An 18,308-nucleotide genomic window follows, 5' to 3' on the forward strand; every position below is an offset into this window, starting at 1 on the left:
TTTAATAGGAATTATGAACAGAAACCCGGTTTCTCGGATCAATCTCGGTTTTGACCGCGAAGTCTCGACGAAAAAACCGGGTTTCTGGCCAGCGCACGTCGGTTCTGTTTAATTTTCAACCTTTAGTTTTTCCCAAAACCTTTGCCGCGATTGGTTGAAGGCATACAAAGACAGTTTTCGAGTTGCGATCGCAAAGTCTCGGTATCCAAACCCTGACCGATGAGAACAAGCTGGTTTTTGCGCTCACCTTTCCACTGGTCGTCATCCATCGAAAATCGCTTGCCGCTCAAGTGGAAAATATGCCGTTTGGGACTTTCTTCAAACCACATAATTCCTTTCGCGCGAAACACATTTGTTGGCAGTTGGTTATCTAAGAAATATTGAAATTTCCTCAGAGAAAATGGCTTGTCGCTCTGGAAAGAAATTGAGGTAAATCCGTCATTTTCTAAATGGCCGGAGTGGTCGTGACCATGATGGTCGTGGTGGTCGTGATGTTCGTGACCGTGATGGTCGTGGTGGTCGTGATGTTCGTGATCGTGGTGGTCGTGATGGTCGTGATGTTCGTGGTCGTGATGTTCGTGACTGCTAGGAGTTTCCTCTGATTGGAAATATTTGTCAGATTCAAACAATCCGACGCTGAGGACTAGCGGTAGGGGAACTTGCGATTTTACCGTTCGCAGAATTCGAGCACCTTCTTTGACATCGCGAATCTTAACTTCTAACAAATCTAAATCTGCTTCTTCAACCAAATCAGTTTTGTTGAGGATAATTATATCGCCGTAAGCTATTTGACTGTAAGCTGCTTGAGAGTTGAACAAATCTAAGCTGTAGTTGGCTGCGTCTACTACTGTCACTATCGAATCGAGACGAGTCAGGTCGCGCAGTTCTGTGCCTAAAAAAGTCATTGCTACTGGTAGCGGGTCGGCGAGTCCGGTTGTTTCGACTACTAGATAATCGAGATTTTCTTGACGTTCCAGAACTTTGTAAACTGCATTCACTAAATCTTCATTAATTGTGCAGCAGATGCAGCCGTTGTTCAGCTCAACCATGTTGTCGTCGGTGGTGACAATCAGTTCGTTGTCGATGCCGATTTCGCCAAATTCATTTACCAAAACTGCTGTTTTCAAACCCTGCTGGTTGGTCAGGATATGGTTGAGCAGGGTTGTTTTGCCACTGCCGAGAAATCCTGTAATGATTGTAACGGGCAATCCGTGTTTGGGAGCGTCCATCGCCAGTTCTGTCTCGGACTGAGTTGTAGATTGCATAGCTTGAATGTCAAATAAGGTCTGAAGCTTAAACTTGTGGTTCTTATTGTATCTTATATTAATTCCGAACAGCGCCCTGCAAGCGCTAATTATCAGAAGTTACCAACTATGCGATCGCACCCTGTTTAATTTGGCGATCGAATTGTTGGCAAAAGTACCTCTAGGAGTTGGTCTGCAACGTGTTTCCAGGTAAACCCAGCCGCTACAAATTTGGGGCCTGCTTCGCGAGAGCGATCGCACAACTCCGGCTGTTCTATAATATTTTTCATTAAGGCGATCGAATGTTCTAAATCTGGCATCAGGCGAAATATAGGCTGACCGTTAGAAGTACCTTCTTGAAACGTACTTTCGACGTGCCAAGCAAAATCTGGAGTTGTAAAATCATCCGTCGGGCCGCCTTTAGTGCAGATAAGGGGCAAGCCACAAGCGATTGCTTCTAGTGCGGGCAAATTGAATCCTTCTGCTAAATAAAGAGATACGTAGGCATCGGCGGCTTGATAAAGTTGAGCCATTTTTGCAAAAGGCAGTGTTTCTCCTATGTAAGCCATGCGCGGCAAAACTTTTTCTGCTTCGTCAAATGTCAGTTCGTCTATGTTTTGAGCGATCAGAGAATCCGACTCATATATTGATTCTTCTCCTTTCAATACTAATCTCGCTTCGGGATAACTTTCAAGTACAACTGCGAAAGCTTTTAACAATAAATCGATGCCTTTATTTGGAGATCCTGCACCGATATTCAAAAATACAAATCCGTCCCATCCTAGCTGTTTCCGCAAAGCTTCGCGTTCCGATTTTGTTAAAGGTTTGTAAATATTGGGATCGATGCCGCAGGGTATGACAATTGTGCGATCTGGATTCGCACCGCTGCGGATAAATCCGGTTTTCGACCAATGGGAAGGCGTAATAATAATTATATCGGAGTTGCTGTGTCCTTCGCGGAGGGAAGCTGCGCCCGTTATTCTAAAGTTTTCGTTGTGCAGAATCCCCCATTCTGTTGTGGCAAACAAGCACGTCCGTTTTGTATTTGAGGGTGCAAAATTGTAAGGTACTGAGATCCGTAACGTAGCGTCTGCTTTGAGAGATGCGGAAGGGTGAGGAATATTTTTTATTGCTGCTTCAGCAGTTGCATCTAACAAACCGGTTGCTGGCTGCCAATTTTCGTCTAGATATGGGATATCTTGGTGAAAAATTTCTAAGTTAGGATATTTCAGCATTTCTAGTAGCTGAAATTGATTGGCGATCGCGTAGGAGTGCGGCAAAAAACGCCAGCCTTCAACAATTATACGCATTTATTTGTTAGTTGTTAGTTTTTAGTTTTGATGTGTTGCTGAGCGCTTATCACCCATTACCTCTTACCAATGCCCAATTAACAATTACCCGTTACCATTAATAAAAAGAGTTATTAGGTTACAGAATTATTGATTCAAAAGTTGATTTTTCTATTTTATAGATCGTGTTTTCGGGTAAGATGACATCAAGCAACTGCTCTAGTCCGTATTTCCAAGTAAAGTTTTTAGCTACCAAACGGGGGTCTGCAAGTTGAGCTTTGGCTGTAAGTGCAGGTTGTGCGATAACTGTCTGCATCCAATGAGTCAAATGTTCCCATCCGTGATCTAAAATAAATAGTTTCTTTTCTATTGCAACAGACATAAATTTACTTTAGAGTGACTTTCTACGGGCAGTGAAAGTCTGGAGGAGTGAAATCGTCTGGAATGCCGCCGACTGTGGCAAATATGGTTGTTTCGACTACTAGATAGTCGAGATTTTCTTGGCGTTCTAAAACTTTGTAAACTGGATTAACCAATGCCAAGAAATCCTGTAATGATGGTAACGGGTAAGCCGTGTTTGGGAGCGTCCATCGCCGATTCTGTCTCGGAGTGAGTTGTAGATTGCATAGCTTGACGGTCAAATAATGTCGATCGCACTTTCCTTGTGTTTCTTATTGTATCTTAATTAGGACAAGACCTCGTAAACCCAGTTTCTCGGAGAAATGTTGGGTTTGGTGTCATGGTATCTACGCATCAACCGGGAATCAGCCCAAGAGTGTAAAGGCAGTTGGCTTGTAACCTGTTTTGCCGGTAAATCCAGCAGCGACAAATTGGGGGCAGACATTCGCGAGTGCGATCGCCCAATTCCCGCTACTCTATAATAATTTTAATTATGGATCTACGTAAAAAAATATTAAATCTCCACTATCAACTAAAACAAGGCGGTGGCTAACTATAGCCACCGCCCTCAAGATAGTATTGCGCTATCTAAATCTGTGCTTACGCAGGAAGCAAGACTGAATCAATAATGTGGATGACGCCATTATCAGCAGCAACATCGGCTGTTGTAACGGTAGAATCATTGATTTTGACGCCATTGGAAGCATCAATTTTCACTTCTGAACCTTCAACTGTCTTGGCAGATGTCAGCTTGACCACATCAGCGGCCATAACTTTGCCAGAAACGACATGATAAGTTAGGATTTTTGTGAGCTTAGGAATGTCCTTAAGCAGTGCGTCTACAGTACCTGCAGGAAGCTTAGCAAAAGCTTCGTCAGTAGGTGCGAAAACTGTGAAGGGGCCAGCGCCTTTGAGAGTATCTACTAAACCAGCAGCTTTGACAGCAGCAACTAGGGTTGTAAAAGAGCCTGCCGAAACGGCGGTATCAACGATATCAGCCAAGTGAGTCACCTAGTTTTTGTAATCTATAAATCACTATAACGCTAAAAAGTTAATTTAGCTACATTAATTTTTTCTCTGGTTCTGTCTGGTTTTCTGATTATTTAAGATAGCATTTTTTTATTTAACTCATTTATAAAATACCTATCTAAAGGTAGATACTTGTTTTGCCATTTTACGGTATTTTAATTTATTCATGTAATCCTAAATACATTAGTAAGACCATCGCCCCTACGCTATTTAAACTAAACGCAGGGGCGATGGCTCGGAGCCCCGGAAGCTAAGACATTTTGATTAACTTGGTAAAACATTCAAGATTAAGCACAACGCTAACGCACCGCAAAAGCCCGCCACCCCGACTGATGGCAACAGTTTGGGAAATCCCGATCTAAACTGTTAACAACCATTAATTAGCGGAAGGGTGACATGAGATACAAACTACTAGGTCACAGCGGACTTCGCGTTTCGGAAATCTGCCTCGGAACCATGACTTTTGGGGAAGAGTGGGGTTGGGGGAGCTCCTACGACGAAAGCCGGAAAATGTTCGACGCCTTTGCAGAAGCCGGCGGCAATTTCATTGATACCGCGAATCTCTACACCAACGGTACTAGCGAAAAATATGTCGGCGAGTTCATCGCAGCCGATCGCGAAAAATGGGTAGTTGCCACTAAGTATAGCCTCAACATGAAGAATGGCGACATCAACGGTTTCGGCAACCACCGCAAAAATATGGTACAAGCAGTAGAAGCAAGTTTGAAGCGATTGCAAGTTGAATACATAGATTTGCTGTGGCTGCACGCTTGGGATTTTACCACACCAGTCGAAGAAGTGATGCGCGCTTTTGACGATTTGGTGCGCGCCGGCAAAGTTCTTTACATAGGCATTTCCGATACGCCTGCTTGGATTATTTCTCAAGCAAATACGATCGCCCACCTGCGCGGTTGGACACCATTTATCGGCTTGCAAATCGAGTATTCTTTAAAAGAGCGAACTCCTGAACGGGACTTGATCCCTATGGCAAAAGCCTTTGATCTTGGCGTCACAGCTTGGAGCCCCCTAGCAGCCGGTTTGCTGACAGGAAAATACAACACTTCAGAAACAGCCAGTGAAGCTAAACGGCTTAATTCACCTGAATCGGGAAAAATTAACGAACGAGACCTCAACATTGCTGACGAAGTTAGCAAAATAGCAGCCGAAATTGGCAAACCTGCTTCTCAAGTAGCCCTAAATTGGCTGATCCAACAGCCAGTCGAAGTTATTCCGATTGTGGGTTCGCGTAAACTCTCGCAACTTCAGGAAAATCTAGCTTGTTTGGAGTTTCAATTAACCCCAGAACAAATGCAGCAGTTAGACAAAGTAAGCGCAATTGAATTGGGTTTCCCTCACGATTTCTTAAAGAGTTCGACGGTGCAAGATTTTGCCTTTGGAGGGGGAATCGCCAAAATTAACAGCCGGCGACTGTAAAGTTGCTGCTATTTTCTAGTCACGGATTTACGTGGATATTTTGCCTTTGATTGCAGATATCGGCGAACCCACTATTAGAGGGGTGATTGACATTTGTGCTCTGGGCGCGAGGTTAAACGGAGGCCCACAGCGCAAATGTCGTCACCTAGGTTTCTTGGCACAGACTCGCGTAAAATCTTAGGTTTATCGTTGCCGTTGCCTGGTTTCTGTGGTATTGTTGAGCCAGGTGCTGTTCGGTGAGTTTCACCCCAGTGCATAAACTGTTAATTGTTAATCTATCGGAAGTCAGAAATCTCTGACGAACTTTGTATATTAGGATACAAAATTTCCCTACTAGCGACTCGGATGACTTTAAAAAAGGCTAGGTTTGTCAAATCAAAAAGCAAGATAAATTTGATTGCAAGTTTTCTATCCTCTCCAAATAAAGCAATAAAACTTGCTCTTTTTTCACCCCGTACCTGCCAGTCAAGAGTCATTTTACAAGGTCGATCGGCATTTTAACCGCTTTTGAACCCAGCGTGCAAGCTAAGCGCCTTCTGAGATAGAAGTCATCCTTCAGATAGAAGTTAGGGCAGAAAAACTGGGTTACATTTAACAACAATAGCAAGTCTAACAATATTAACTTATCTCCAAGTTTCACTTCTGAAAAAAGTAGATAAGCGTGTTTTTCCGCAGCTAAACAGTTTCTTTGTTTGGTTTCATGAATGCGGCGCTTGCTAGTCAATAAAAGTTCTCAGATTTATGCTTGCGACTTTCAGTAAGACACTGCTGAGAAATATATCCTATTGACCACTTTTAAGTGACAATTTTCCTTGACAAATTCCAGAGGCTAATTATGTCGCCCCCAGAAAACTCAGTAAACAATAATTATAGCAATAAAGAGCGAGCATGGGAGATCCGATTTACCTCTATAGATCCAGCCAAGTCGCCCTCTCAATTCGTACCCTCGCCCACATTGCGCGCCAACTTATCAAAAACTGAGGCTGTAGATGCACCAGATTTAGTTTGCCTGTCTCATTTGCGGTGGAATTTTGTTTATCAACGTCCGCAACATCTCTTGAGTCGCTGTGCCAAAACTCGTCGCGTATTCTTTGTAGAAGAACCTATGTTTAGCGCGGCTACAGAGTGGTGGCTTGATGTCAGCATCCACGAAAGCGGAGTCTGGGTAATAGTACCCCACCTCAGCAAAGGAACCAGCGAAGCAACAGCCCAAACTGCTCAGCAGGCCATGCTAGATGATTTGTTTAGAGCGGCAGAAATTAGCCAGTACATCCTCTGGTATTACACACCAATGGCTGTCAGTTTCACCAGCCACTTGAAGCCACTAGCTGTAGTCTACGACTGCATGGATGAACTGTCAGCATTCCAAGGCGCGCACCGCGATTTAAAAGCCAATGAAAACCAATTATTAAAGCGCGCTAGCGTAGTATTTACCGGGGGACAAAACCTTTACGAAGCCAAACAGCACCAGCACCCAAACATTCACGCCTTCCCCAGCAGCATCGAAAAAGAACACTTTGCGACAGCCAGGAATCTTTCAGAAGAACCGGCGGATCAAAAAGACATTCCTCACCCGCGTTTGGGATTTTATGGCGTCATAGACGAACGCATGGATATCGAACTGGTGGCGGGCATTGCGGCAGCAAGGCCGGACTGGCATTTAGTCATCATTGGCCCGGTGGCGAAAATCGATCCGGAAACTCTGCCAACTCACCCAAATATCCACTATCTCGGCGGCAAATCTTATCAAGAACTGCCAGCGTATCTTGGCGGATGGGATATCGCAATGCTACCTTTTGCGATTAACGAATCCACTAAGTTTATTAGTCCCACGAAAACTCCAGAATACCTCGCTGCCGGCAAACCTGTGATTTCTACTCCTATCCGCGACGTGGTGCGGCCCTACGCAGAAAACGGCTTGGTTCGGATTGCTAGCAATTCTTCAGAATTCGTTGCTTGTGCCCAAGAAATCCTCAGCGAAAGTTCGGACGTTCGGACCAAGTGGCTGAGTGAAGTAGACGCCTTTTTAGCAGACAATTCTTGGGACAATACCTGGGGCGAAATGCTGGGGTTGATCGAAAGTGCGATCGACGAGAAAAGGCAGAAAGCAGAAGGCCGGATGAAAGTTTTAAGTTAGGAATGTTGAGGTTGAAGTTAAAGATTTACACTTTACGCATTCAAAAATTAACACTCAACACTCCTCGCTGTATCTCCAATTACCAATTATTCCTTACCCTTACCCACAATCAGAGGTGTTTCAATGTTTGACTATTTAATCGTCGGAGCAGGATTTGCAGGTAGCGTCATTGCCGAAAGACTAGCAAATGAAGCCGGAAAAACAGTCCTGATAATTGATACCCGCAACCACATCGGTGGGAACGCATACGATCACTACGACGACCACGGCATCCTGGTACACAAATACGGCCCCCACATTTTTCACACCAATTCGCGCCAAGTTTTCGAGTATCTTTCGCGCTTCACCGAGTGGCGGCCCTACGAACACCGCGTCCTAGCCAGTGTTGACGGTCAACTGCTGCCAATTCCGATCAATCTCAACACCGTAAACGAACTTTATGGACTGAATCTCACCTCATTTGAAGTAGAAGATTTCTTCGCGAAAGTAGCAGAACCAAAGGATTACATTCGCACTTCCGAAGATGTAGTTGTCAGCAAAGTCGGCCGCGAACTTTACGAGAAATTCTTCCGCAACTACACCCGCAAACAGTGGGGAATGGACCCGTCGGAACTCGACAACTCAGTGATTGCGCGCGTACCCACTCGCACTAACCGGGACGATCGCTATTTCACCGATACCTATCAAGCAATGCCGCTGCACGGCTACACTCGGATGTTTGAAAAGATGCTGGATCACCCAAACATCAAGGTGATGCTGAATACCGACTACCGCGAGATTGAGGGTTTTATCCCTTACGGAGAAATGATTTACACCGGACCGGTCGATACCTATTTCAATTATTGCTACGGCAAACTTCCTTACCGTTCCTTGGAATTCAAGCACGAAACACTGAACGTACCCGTACACCAAAAAGCACCGGTCGTAAATTACCCCAACGAGCATTTATATACTCGCTGCACGGAGTTTAAATACCTCACCGGACAAGAGCATCAAAAAACTAGCATTGTCTACGAATATCCGCAAGCTGAGGGAGACCCTTACTACCCGGTTCCGCGTCCAGAGAATGCCGAAATTTACAAGAAATATAAGGCTTTGGCTGATGCAACTCCGGGAGTTTCTTTCGTGGGAAGGCTGGCGACTTACAAGTATTACAACATGGATCAAGTGGTCGCTCAAGCTCTGACAACTTACAATCAAATTACTACCAAGCCCGTGATTGAATTGGTAGAAAATGTTAACGGTTCTGCCTCTAATCTAAGCTCCTCGAATGGAGTGATCGAGATGCCAGCCACACCTTCTCTAGAAGTCGCTGCTGCCAACAACGGCAACAGCCACGGCAACGGGAACGGCAAATCGGTTAGCAAGTAGCTGGAAACGGCGAGTTACGGGTAAAAAGGTAAGGTGCCCACAGAGCACCTTACTCGGTTTTCATCAAAAGTTATTTAATAATTCAAACAAGCATTGAGGTAAAAATGAACGTTCTAGTTAAAATTGTTTTGTCTCATGAGGTTTTGGAAATTTCTCAATCTGCTCAGTTTCAGAAAGAAATACAGCGCCTGATTGAAAGCGGTGGCAAAATTCTTATGCTGGATTTCTCACAAATAAATTTTCTGAAAAATTCCGAGTTAATGACTGTAGTGGCGATCGTGAAATTAGTTAGAGACAGCGAATGTATACTTTTGATCTCGGCTATGAGCGAACAAGTTAGAATTCTCTTTGAACTGACGGGACTACAGCAAATATTTCAGTGTTTGCCGTTTGCGGAAGAATTTTCTCTCAAAAACGAGCTGACTGAACCGTTAGGAGGTTTGCAAAGTCTGGCTAGCTAGAGAGAGAGGAGGAGAGGGGGAGAGTGGGGCATAGGAAAAATCTTCCTGGTTTTTTCTTCCTGGTTTATTGTTCCTTCTTCTGACTAATGACTTCAGCACAAGAGAGCCTTCAGATGAGGCTGTTTTAATTGGCACAACTTTTGCAAATTAATCAGCAAAAAACTTGTCAAAGTCGGGGTAATTGTCGCTAACCTATAAATATAACTTCGGGTAGATGTGCCGATGAGCTGGTTAGGTAGAGAAGTAGAAAATTGCGATATAGAAGAGTCTTCCACTCTCGACAGTAAGGTGACTGTTCAAGGGCGGAAAACAGGTTATCCCCGCCCCCAACTGCGCCGGAGCAACTGGATTTGTCTCAATGGTCAGTGGAGGTTTGCTTACGACGACGCGGGACGCTGCGTGCAGCCGATCGATATTTCTGAGTGGACTCACACTATCGAAGTGCCGTTTGCTCCGGAATCGGCAAAAAGCGGGATCGGTGACACGAATTTTCACGCGAACTGTTGGTACGATCGCGAATTTGACGTGCCCCACGCCGAAGGAAGAGTTCTGCTGCACTTCGGGGCCGTAGACTACCGCGCCCGCGTCTGGGTGAACGGTCAGTTTGTCATCGAACACCAAGGCGGACACACTCCTTTTACCGCGGACATTACAGCAGTTTTGAACCTCAGCGGGCCGCAGCGGGTAACAGTCTGGGCCCAGGACGACCCGCAAGATTTGGAGAAACCGCGCGGCAAGCAAGACTGGCAAATAGAGCCGCACAGTATTTGGTATCCGCGCACGACCGGCATTTGGCAGACAGTCTGGGTAGAATTGGTGCCTCACACTTATATCGAGCGCATCCGCTGGACTCCGCAGTTTGAACGCTGGGAAATCGGTTTTGAAGCGTTTGTCGCGGGCGATCGCCAGTCGGGAATTCAGATTAAAGTTAAACTGTCGATCGGCTGCTTAATGCTGGTCAACGACACCTACGAAGTCATCAACGGCGAAATTCACCGTCGTATCGCCCTCTCAGACCCAGGTATCGACGACTACCGCAACGAACTGCTGTGGAGTCCCGAAAAGCCGACGCTAATTAACGCTCAAGTGCAGTTGTGGGCCGACGGCAAACTACTCGACGAAATTAAATCCTACACCGCCATGCGGACTGTCAGCATCCAGCGCGATCGCTTCATGCTCAACGGCCGCCCCTACTACTTGCGGTTGGTGCTCGACCAAGGTTACTGGCCCGACACCATGATGACTGCCCCCTCGGACGAAGCTTTGCGCCACGATGTCGAATTAGTCAAAGCAATGGGTTTCAACGGCGTCCGCAAGCACCAAAAAATCGAAGATCCGCGCTTTTTGTACTGGGCTGACGTGCTGGGGCTCCTAGTTTGGGAAGAAATGCCCAGCGCCTACCGCTTCACTCCCAAAGCCGTTGAACGGCTGACGCGGGAGTGGACGGAAGTCATCGACCGCGACGCCAGTCACCCCTGTATCGTAGTCTGGGTGCCGTTCAACGAATCCTGGGGAGTTCCGAATTTAGTCGAAGCCGCAGCCCACCGCAACTACGTGCAAGCGCTGTACTTCTTGACAAAAACCCTCGATCCGACTCGCCCCGTCATCGGTAACGACGGCTGGGAAAGCATCGATACCGACATCCTGGCGATTCACGACTACGACAACAACCCGCAAACCCTAGCCAAGCGCTACGGGCCCGAAGTCCAGCTATCCGATTTGTTCGATCGCGGGCGTCCAGGAGGGCGCATCCTCACCCTGGACGGCCACCCGCACCAAGGACAGCCGGTGATGCTGACAGAATTCGGCGGCATCGCCTGCGCGGGCCACGAAAACCCCGATTATTACAGAGTTTGGGGCTACATCCGCGCGTGGGACACGAAGGAACTGCAAAGGCGCTACACCGCCCTGCTGAAGGTGGTAAACCAAGTGGAAATGTTCAGTGGATTTTGTTACACGCAGTTGACCGATACTTACCAAGAAGCTAACGGTTTGCTGTATGCCGATCGCACTCCCAAGTTTCCCCTAGAGGCGATGGCGGCGGCAACTCTCGGCTGGGATATTCCCGAAGAAAGTGCACAGTCGCAAGCTATTACTCAGTGCTAATTGGGCATGGGGCATCGGGCATGGGGCATGGAGAATTGGGAATTGGTAATTGGTAATTGGTGATTGGTGATTGGTAATAATTGCCCGCAGTTCCAAGTTATTGGATATAACAAGTCTCAATCATTTATGAACCTCTTCCAATGCCCAATGCCCGATGCCCAATGCCCGATGCCCCATTACCAATTACCCATTACGTAGATATAATGTTTCAAAGTTTTTTCATGGGTGGCTTTGAATGTTCTACCCACAAATTGCGATCGGGAAAACGCCTCGATGTCACCGCCGCCACCGGCCACGATAAGTTTGCAGTCGCCGACTACCAGCGATTGCAACAGCAAGGCATTTACACAGTCCGCGAAGGCCTCCGCTGGCACTTAATTGAACAGTCGCCCGGAAAATACGATTTTTCCAGTTCCCTGCCAATTATCCGGGCCGCCCGCGACATGAAAATGCAGGTAATTTGGGATTTGTTTCACTACGGCTGGCCTGACGATATTGATATTTTCAGTCCCGAATTCGTGACCAGGTTTGCAGATATGGTGCGCGCTTTTATGGAAGTGCTAACTGAGGAAACAGACCAAATACCTTTCGTGACACCTGTCAATGAAATTTCATTTATTGCTTGGGCGGGCGGGGAAGTTGCTTATATCAATCCCTTTGCTAAAGGAAGGGGAGACGAGCTCAAAACCCAGTTGATCAAAGCAGCGATCGCAGCGATAGAATCAGTTTGGGAAGTCAATCCCGGCACCCGCATCGTTCAAATCGACCCCACAATTAACATTATTGCCGATCCTGACAAACCGGAGGATCGGGACGCGGCAGAAGGTTATCGCTTATCTCAATATCAAGCTTGGGATATGTTGGCGGGACGCTTTCGCCCGGAACTTGGCGGCCAGGAAAAATATCTCGATATTATTGGGTTGAATTATTACGATCGCAATCAGTGGATTCACAATGAAGAGCCCATGAAATACACCGATCCGCTGTACCGCCCGTTTGGTGAAATGCTGCAAGAAGTTTTTGAGCGTTACCGCCGCCCCTTATTCATCGCCGAAACGGGAACTGAAGACGATTTTAGACCTGTCTGGTTTAATTATGTGTGCACTGAGGTAATGGCGGCGATGAAAGCAGGAGTTCCGATAGAGGGAATCTGCTTGTATCCGATTGTTAACCATCCGGGTTGGGACGACGACAGGCACTGTTACAATGGTTTGTGGGATTATTGCGATGCAAAGGGCGATCGGGAAATTTATCAGCCTTTGGCGGATGAATTGCAGTTTCAAAGGCAGCAGATTGAACCGTTGCTGAAGTTGCAGAAGTGATAGCTGCGATCTAATTCTTTAGGGTGCGCTGCGGCGCACCTTAAGCTGTTAATCTAATTAATACTCTGATCTCGTGTCCGTTCTATCGACTGCAATATCCGAAAAAAGCCTTGAGCTGCTTTAAGAAAGCAAATAGCTCTACAACCGCTAGTCTCATTCTTCCCATGGACTGCCTTTGGCTTCCAACTCTGCCATTTTTTCCTTCCTTAGTTCATGTAAGGTTCTATTAGTCGAACTAAGCATTGCCCATTCATAAATACTTATAGAAGACCAACCAGTAACTTTCTTTCCCCAATTATTATAGGAGATTTCTTCCCCATTAAATCTGACGAATGTATCATCAATTATTATAGCTTCAGAGCTTTCAAACTCTTTAATTTCAATGCTATCCCCAGCTTTGATTAATTCCCACTCAAACAACTGGTCCATTCGAGGTAGCCAAGTTCTATTAAAGCCAGAATCAGTGGATATAATTTCTTCCTTGATTGTAGAACATTCTCCGGCTAAACCCACGTAAAAATCATCCAGTTGTGCCGGAGGCAAAATTTTCTCAATCCTCAAAAAACCTTGCTCTCCTATAAAAACAGGAGTGATCTTAAGACAGCTCGCGTCTACCCCATTTGCAATCAACCAAGCAACAGCAGAAAGGGTTTGCTCATCAAAGGATGAGGCTATAAGTATTATTCGTTGTTTTTTGTTAAAGGTTTTGAGTGCGTCATTGCTTGACAAGAATTTATTCAACTCTCGTCTCGCTTTTTCACTAGGAGTCAAATCACCTAATTCATACTCCTCTTTGTGTATCTCGATATACGAGCTATAGACCAACTCTACAAGGGATTCAGGTGTAGAAATTTTGGCATAACTCGCGGCATACCTGATAGCTTGAGATTCAAAAGGTTCTTTTCTGGCTTTGATGTCTTGTACGTCGCGTTTAATCTCGATTAGAACAATATTGCCATCTGCATCAATGGCAGTCAGGTCGCTAATCCCGTTACTCGCATTACGAACTTGTTGACCTACAACTAGAAGAGTTTGGTCATCCCCAAAGAGCAAATTAATGTTTTTGCGTAAGAACTCTTCAATATGTCTTTCCTGTAAGTTTAAGTCTTTAAAGTTTCTAACTTTTATTTCTATTGCTTCGTTCCTTTGGATGCCGCTGTGGTCGAAAGTAACAGGTATGTACATCGCACTCCCTTTGCTGCTATTAGCTGTCTAAGTGTTCAACTATATTGGGCCTATGTATCCGCTCAATAATCCGGGGTAAATCGCTCAACGATGCACCAGGAACCAAACTAAATAAAGCCGGTTTTTGCGGTGGCTGCAGGCTGTGACGGGTCTTCTGGGCAAAAACCCGGTTTCTGGCTACCCGTGCGTAAGTCCTAATAGCAATAAGGGCGGGCAAAATGCCCACCCCATATACTAGATATCAGACTTAAATTTTCAATACCCCCAGGGGAATTCGAATCCCCGTCGCATCCGTGAAAGGGATGTGTCCTAGGCCTCTAGACGATGGGGGCGCGTTGCGTTTGCTTGTGTTCCGCACCTTTATTACCTTAACTAATCTTTCCCAATCTGTCAACTACTTTGCGAAACTTTTTTTTCTATTCGTCCCAAAGCTAGTCACAGTAGGCTTTGAGGATACGATCGCAATTGTCGATCGCCCCGGAGGTGAGCAATCTCGAACCGGGGGTGTTCTGGGTGGGGAAGCCCAAACAAGCGACGCGGGCCATCTCGCCGAACTTGAGGGCGATCGAAGCATCTCTCGCAAAACCGCTAATTACCCCCAACAGCACCTCTAAGCCGGCTGCTGGGTGCAGTTCCCCAATCCTTCATCGTACAGCCCGTAGTCGTCCTGAACCAGCACAACCGGGTTGTCGCCGTCAAGAATCGGCTATTGAGCCACCAAGCTTGCAAATTTCCCAAGCAATCAGCGCATCCAACGGCTGGCACTGCGTAAAATACAAAGCGCCAGCCTCCGCTCCTTCGCCGACGGCACCAAATAAACATTCACCACAGGGTAGTCCTGCATAGCAAGGAAAATGTGTTATAATTTTATACTTTTAAGCTACCTTGAATTTTAGCTTATGAACTGTCCCACGTGTAACTCTAAATACATCGGGAAAAATGGTCGCAATCGCTAGCGATTAGCAAATTTTTAAAGGTCGAGATTGGGTCAGACAATTCGTCATGAATCCCAGAGATCAACCGATTTCATTAGCAACAAAAAAGTTGATAGATCGACTTTTATGAGAAAAGATATCTCTGGCTGGGATTGTGAGTGCTACTGGGGTTTCGTCACGGTGGTTGCAATACTATGTTAATAAAAAATTAGGAGTAGTAAACAGAGAAGTAGAAGTAAAGTCAAAAAAGAAAGGGAAGCTCACAATTCAATGTGATGAAATGTGGTCATTTGTAGGCAATAAGGATAACAAGCAGTGGAAAGAGCTGGCAATTGAAGCCTCAACTTTCATAAATTGTAGGAGTGTATATTGCCAAAAGAGAGCAAGCTGGCGCTCAAGGATTATGGGATTCTTGTGCCACCTGTTGCAGACTCACTGTGCCGTAAGTTATACAGACTTTTGGAGTGCCTAGGTCACAGTTTTTCCTCAAAAAAGATCCAAGGCAGTAGGAAAGGAGACTGGTCTGACAAACTATATATAAAGATTTAATAATACGATGAGACAAAGAATATCTAGATTGGTGAGAAAAACTCTTTCATTCTCCAAAAAACTCTCCAATCATATTGGCGCTATTTGGTATTTCATTCATGAGTATAACGCCAGTTTATCTACCAATTAAAACCCTTGATTTTCCTTGCTATGCAGGACTACCTATCTATTCTTAGGCGTCGTTTTCACCTGAACTCCGCCGTCTACACTCAGTCCGCGAGGTAATATTACTACAGAATAATCGGATAAAACTCAAGCAAACTAAGATGGTAGATTGACCGGACATCATATCCGAAGGAAAAATTAAAGTCCTTACTGCCAAAAACAGCAAGGACTTTAATCGTTCATCCCTAAGTTTTAAGGACTACAGTGCTGACTACGAACTAAACTAAATACTCCCCATTACTTCACGAGCTGCCGCCAAAGTTCGATCGACATCTTCCTCAGTATGAGCCAAAGAAGTAAATCCCGCCTCAAACTGCGAAGGAGCAAGATAAATTCCGTGCTCCAACATTCCCCGGTGAAAGCGGCTGAACTTCGTCAAATCCGACTTCTTCGCATCCTCGTAATTGTGAACCGGGCCAGCCGCAAAAAACAAGCCGAACATCCCGCTAATTTGCCCGCCACAAGCCGCGTGTCCCGCTTCCTTAGCAATTTTTAGCAATCCATCAGACAGTTTTTTGGTAATCTTATCCAACTGTTCGTAAGTGCCGGGTTTTTGCAGCAATTCCAAAGTCTTAATCCCAGCAGTCATCGCCAAAGGATTTCCCGAAAGCGTACCCGCTTGATACATCGGGCCAGCAGGAGCCACCCATCCCATAATATCCCGCCTTCCCCCGTAAGCTCCCACCGGCAAACCGCCACCGATAACTTTACCCAAAGTAGTCAAATCCGGGGTGACACCGAATCTTTCCTGAGCTCCGCCGTAGGCGATGCGGAAACCGGTCATTACTTCATCAAAAACTAACAAAGCACCGTTATCTTTAGTAATTTCCCGCAAACCTTCGAGAAAACCTGCATCCGGGGTAATAAAACCGGCATTCCCCACCACTGGTTCGAGAATTACGCCTGCTATCTCGCCGGGATTTTCGGCAAATAAAGCTTTGACTGCTTCTAAGTCATTGTAGGGAGCGTTGAGGGTATTGGCAGTAGTGGATTTCGGGACGCCTGGGGAGTCGGGAAGGCCCAGAGTTGCGACGCCGGAACCGGCTTTTACCAAGAACATATCGGCGTGCCCGTGATAGCAGCCTTCAAATTTAATCAGTTTATCGCGTCCGGTGAAAGCTCGCATCAGGCGCAAAACGGCCATACAGGCTTCGGTGCCGGAGTTGACAAATCGCACCATTTCAATGCTGGGAACGGCATCGATGACCATTTCGGCGAGTACGTTTTCCAAAAGCGAAGGTGCTCCGAAACTCGTACCTTTTTCTAAGGATTCGTGAAGGGCTTTGATGACTTCCGGGTGGGCGTGGCCACAGATGGCTGGACCCCAAGTGCCTACGTAGTCAATGTATTGGTTTTCGTCAACATCCCAAATGTAGGCTCCTTTTACCCTGTCAAAGACGATGGGCTGTCCGCCTACGGATTTGAAGGCGCGGACGGGGGAACTGACGCCACCTGGCATCAACTTCTGGGCGGCAGCGAAAATTTCTTCTGATTTGGTGGTTTTCAAGGTTGTGGAAACCAATGTTTTCTCCTTAGTGAACGTCTGTTGTTGGTAGAATAATTTTATAGCCAGTTCAACATAAAGGTTAGGTCGATTCAAGGAAACTATTCTAGTAGATTTTAGGGTACAAACCAATGAGTAGCAATACTAGCTTGGGTTTTTTAAGCTTTGTCGCCCTAGCACCGTGAAGCGAAGCTATCCCGTAGGGAATCGCCCTAAAATGTAATTTTTTGTAAAATACTTCTTGACAATTTAGCCATCACTTGCTCAAACTTCTCTCTTCCTCTGCCTCCTCTGCGTTCTCTGCGGTTAATAAAAAAACAATCTCCGACAGGAAAGCGTTAATCTATATTACAAAGTTGAAATAAAATTATGTCTACTACTGATTTGTCTACTTTGAGCCGATCGATCCCAATTGAAAAGATTCGTTACGACGATCGCGGTTTAGTGCCTGCGATCGTCCAAGATTATTTGGACGGTACGGTGTTAATGATGGCCTGGATGAATCGGGAGTCGCTGCAAAAAACGCTCTCTACCGGGCAAACTTGGTTCTGGAGTCGATCGCGCGCCCAATTGTGGCCCAAAGGCGCGACTTCGGGACACATTCAAAATGTCAAAGGGCTGCGTTACGACTGCGATAGTGATGCTTTGCTAGTCACTGTCGAACAAGTCGGAGATATTGCTTGTCACACCGGAGAAAGAAGTTGTTTTCACCAAGTTGAGGGGGAAATTTCACCGCCACCTGGGGATATGTTATCTCAATTATTTGCGGTAATTTGCGATCGCCGCGACCATCCTAACGAAAGTTCTTATACTTGCAAGTTGTTCGAGGGCGGCGACAACAAGATTCTCAAGAAAATTGGCGAAGAGTCGGCGGAAGTGGTGATGGCTTGCAAAGATGACGACAAAGAGGCGATCGCTGGGGAAGTTGCGGATTTATTTTATCACGCTTTGGTTGCTTTGGCTCACCATCAAGTGGATTTAAGAGCAGTTTACCGCAAATTGGGCGATCGACGAAAATAATCGGTAATTGGGAATTGGGAATTGGGAATTGGTATAGCCTTTTTCACAAAGATGAGGTATTCACGAATTAATTAACAATTCCTCAATCCCCAATCTCAACTTGTACCTCATATTTTCTCAAACTTCTCTAGGTAAGGGCGGGTTCACCAACAATATTG

17 protein-coding genes, 1 tRNA gene and 1 pseudogene are annotated in these 18,308 nt (G+C 45.9%); 10 read left to right on the plus strand and 9 right to left on the minus strand.

Going from position 1 to position 18,308, the window contains the following annotated elements:
- Positions 1-122: 122 nt before the first annotated feature.
- From QT996_RS08015 to QT996_RS08035, 5 genes are all read right to left on the minus strand, one after another.
- Positions 123-1,265 (minus strand): GTP-binding protein, encoded by a 1,143-nt coding sequence (locus QT996_RS08015; RefSeq protein WP_333045688.1) that lies wholly within the window; start codon positions 1,263-1,265, stop codon positions 123-125.
- Between the two features lie 125 nt (positions 1,266-1,390).
- A complete protein-coding gene (locus QT996_RS08020; RefSeq protein ID WP_333045690.1) occupies positions 1,391-2,554 on the minus strand; it encodes a glycosyltransferase in 1,164 nt (387 codons plus the stop codon).
- A gap of 118 nt (positions 2,555-2,672) precedes the next feature.
- Positions 2,673-2,915, minus strand: a complete 243-nt coding sequence (locus QT996_RS08025; RefSeq protein WP_333045692.1) for a hypothetical protein — start codon at positions 2,913-2,915, stop codon at positions 2,673-2,675.
- Positions 2,916-2,937: 22 nt separating this feature from the next.
- A complete protein-coding gene (locus tag QT996_RS08030) occupies positions 2,938-3,069 on the minus strand; it encodes a hypothetical protein (RefSeq protein ID WP_333045694.1) in 132 nt (43 codons plus the stop codon).
- Positions 3,062-3,190, minus strand: a complete 129-nt coding sequence (locus QT996_RS08035) for a hypothetical protein (protein ID WP_333045696.1) — start codon at positions 3,188-3,190, stop codon at positions 3,062-3,064. Before QT996_RS08035 ends, QT996_RS08030 begins: the two co-directional genes overlap by 8 nt.
- A 77-nt stretch (positions 3,191-3,267) precedes the next feature.
- Here QT996_RS08035 and QT996_RS08040 point away from each other — a divergent pair, with 77 nt between their 5' ends.
- Positions 3,268-3,414: a hypothetical protein gene (locus tag QT996_RS08040; RefSeq protein WP_333045698.1), complete on the plus strand. Its 147-nt coding sequence runs from the start codon at positions 3,268-3,270 to the stop codon at positions 3,412-3,414.
- A gap of 118 nt (positions 3,415-3,532) precedes the next feature.
- On the opposite strand, the gene QT996_RS08045 is transcribed toward QT996_RS08040, so the two are convergent.
- Complete coding sequence (locus QT996_RS08045; protein ID WP_333045778.1) at positions 3,533-3,934, minus strand: fasciclin domain-containing protein; 402 nt, start codon at positions 3,932-3,934, stop codon at positions 3,533-3,535.
- 423 nt (positions 3,935-4,357) lie between these two features.
- Between QT996_RS08045 and QT996_RS08050 the strand changes: the two genes are divergently transcribed.
- From QT996_RS08050 to QT996_RS08075, 6 genes are all read left to right on the plus strand, one after another.
- The gene (locus QT996_RS08050) at positions 4,358-5,395 is read left to right on the plus strand and encodes an aldo/keto reductase (protein WP_333045701.1); all 1,038 of its coding nucleotides are present in this window, start codon (positions 4,358-4,360) and stop codon (positions 5,393-5,395) included.
- Between the two features lie 835 nt (positions 5,396-6,230).
- Complete coding sequence (locus QT996_RS08055) at positions 6,231-7,532, plus strand: glycosyltransferase family 1 protein (protein ID WP_333045703.1); 1,302 nt, start codon at positions 6,231-6,233, stop codon at positions 7,530-7,532.
- Between the two features lie 123 nt (positions 7,533-7,655).
- Positions 7,656-8,903, plus strand: coding sequence for a UDP-galactopyranose mutase (gene glf / locus QT996_RS08060; protein WP_333045705.1), 1,248 nt, complete (start codon positions 7,656-7,658; stop codon positions 8,901-8,903).
- A 104-nt stretch (positions 8,904-9,007) separates the two neighbouring features.
- The gene (locus QT996_RS08065; protein ID WP_333045706.1) at positions 9,008-9,364 is read left to right on the plus strand and encodes an STAS domain-containing protein; all 357 of its coding nucleotides are present in this window, start codon (positions 9,008-9,010) and stop codon (positions 9,362-9,364) included.
- Positions 9,365-9,586: 222 nt separating this feature from the next.
- A complete protein-coding gene (locus QT996_RS08070) occupies positions 9,587-11,470 on the plus strand; it encodes a glycoside hydrolase family 2 TIM barrel-domain containing protein (RefSeq protein WP_333045708.1) in 1,884 nt (627 codons plus the stop codon).
- Between the two features lie 203 nt (positions 11,471-11,673).
- Positions 11,674-12,792: a beta-glucosidase gene (locus tag QT996_RS08075; protein WP_333045709.1), complete on the plus strand. Its 1,119-nt coding sequence runs from the start codon at positions 11,674-11,676 to the stop codon at positions 12,790-12,792.
- Between the two features lie 153 nt (positions 12,793-12,945).
- On the opposite strand, the gene QT996_RS08080 is transcribed toward QT996_RS08075, so the two are convergent.
- A complete protein-coding gene (locus QT996_RS08080; protein ID WP_333045711.1) occupies positions 12,946-13,977 on the minus strand; it encodes a hypothetical protein in 1,032 nt (343 codons plus the stop codon).
- Positions 13,978-14,236: 259 nt separating this feature from the next.
- Positions 14,237-14,309 (minus strand) — tRNA-Glu (locus QT996_RS08085).
- A gap of 115 nt (positions 14,310-14,424) precedes the next feature.
- On the opposite strand from QT996_RS08085, the gene QT996_RS08090 reads away from it, so the two are divergent.
- Both QT996_RS08090 and QT996_RS08095 read left to right on the plus strand, forming a co-directional pair.
- Positions 14,425-14,823 (plus strand): hypothetical protein, encoded by a 399-nt coding sequence (locus QT996_RS08090; protein ID WP_333045713.1) that lies wholly within the window; start codon positions 14,425-14,427, stop codon positions 14,821-14,823.
- A gap of 53 nt (positions 14,824-14,876) precedes the next feature.
- Positions 14,877-15,591, plus strand: a pseudogene (locus QT996_RS08095) (IS1 family transposase).
- 258 nt (positions 15,592-15,849) lie between these two features.
- Here the strand turns inward: QT996_RS08095 and hemL are convergent.
- The gene (hemL, locus tag QT996_RS08100; protein WP_333045714.1) at positions 15,850-17,148 is read right to left on the minus strand and encodes a glutamate-1-semialdehyde 2,1-aminomutase; all 1,299 of its coding nucleotides are present in this window, start codon (positions 17,146-17,148) and stop codon (positions 15,850-15,852) included.
- Positions 17,149-17,499: 351 nt separating this feature from the next.
- Between hemL and hisIE the strand changes: the two genes are divergently transcribed.
- On the plus strand, positions 17,500-18,150 hold the full coding sequence (gene hisIE / locus QT996_RS08105; RefSeq protein ID WP_333045715.1) for a bifunctional phosphoribosyl-AMP cyclohydrolase/phosphoribosyl-ATP diphosphatase HisIE: 651 nt from the start codon (positions 17,500-17,502) through the stop codon (positions 18,148-18,150).
- Positions 18,151-18,308 lie beyond the last annotated feature (158 nt).

The sequence above is a fragment of the Microcoleus sp. S13C4 genome, assembly GCF_036700865.1.
GTDB lineage: Bacteria > Cyanobacteriota > Cyanobacteriia > Cyanobacteriales > Microcoleaceae > Microcoleus.

Coding starts and splice junctions, on each gene's coding strand:
- QT996_RS08015 (WP_333045688.1), bottom strand. CDS start 1,265: ATGCAATCTACAACTCAGTCCGAGACAGAACTGGCGATGGACGCTCCC.
- QT996_RS08020 (WP_333045690.1), bottom strand. CDS start 2,554: ATGCGTATAATTGTTGAAGGCTGGCGTTTTTTGCCGCACTCCTACGCG.
- QT996_RS08025 (WP_333045692.1), bottom strand. CDS start 2,915: ATGTCTGTTGCAATAGAAAAGAAACTATTTATTTTAGATCACGGATGG.
- QT996_RS08050 (WP_333045701.1), top strand. CDS start 4,358: ATGAGATACAAACTACTAGGTCACAGCGGACTTCGCGTTTCGGAAATC.
- QT996_RS08055 (WP_333045703.1), top strand. CDS start 6,231: ATGTCGCCCCCAGAAAACTCAGTAAACAATAATTATAGCAATAAAGAG.
- glf (WP_333045705.1), top strand. CDS start 7,656: ATGTTTGACTATTTAATCGTCGGAGCAGGATTTGCAGGTAGCGTCATT.
- QT996_RS08065 (WP_333045706.1), top strand. CDS start 9,008: ATGAACGTTCTAGTTAAAATTGTTTTGTCTCATGAGGTTTTGGAAATT.
- QT996_RS08070 (WP_333045708.1), top strand. CDS start 9,587: ATGAGCTGGTTAGGTAGAGAAGTAGAAAATTGCGATATAGAAGAGTCT.
- QT996_RS08075 (WP_333045709.1), top strand. CDS start 11,674: ATGTTTCAAAGTTTTTTCATGGGTGGCTTTGAATGTTCTACCCACAAA.
- QT996_RS08080 (WP_333045711.1), bottom strand. CDS start 13,977: ATGTACATACCTGTTACTTTCGACCACAGCGGCATCCAAAGGAACGAA.
- hisIE (WP_333045715.1), top strand. CDS start 17,500: ATGTCTACTACTGATTTGTCTACTTTGAGCCGATCGATCCCAATTGAA.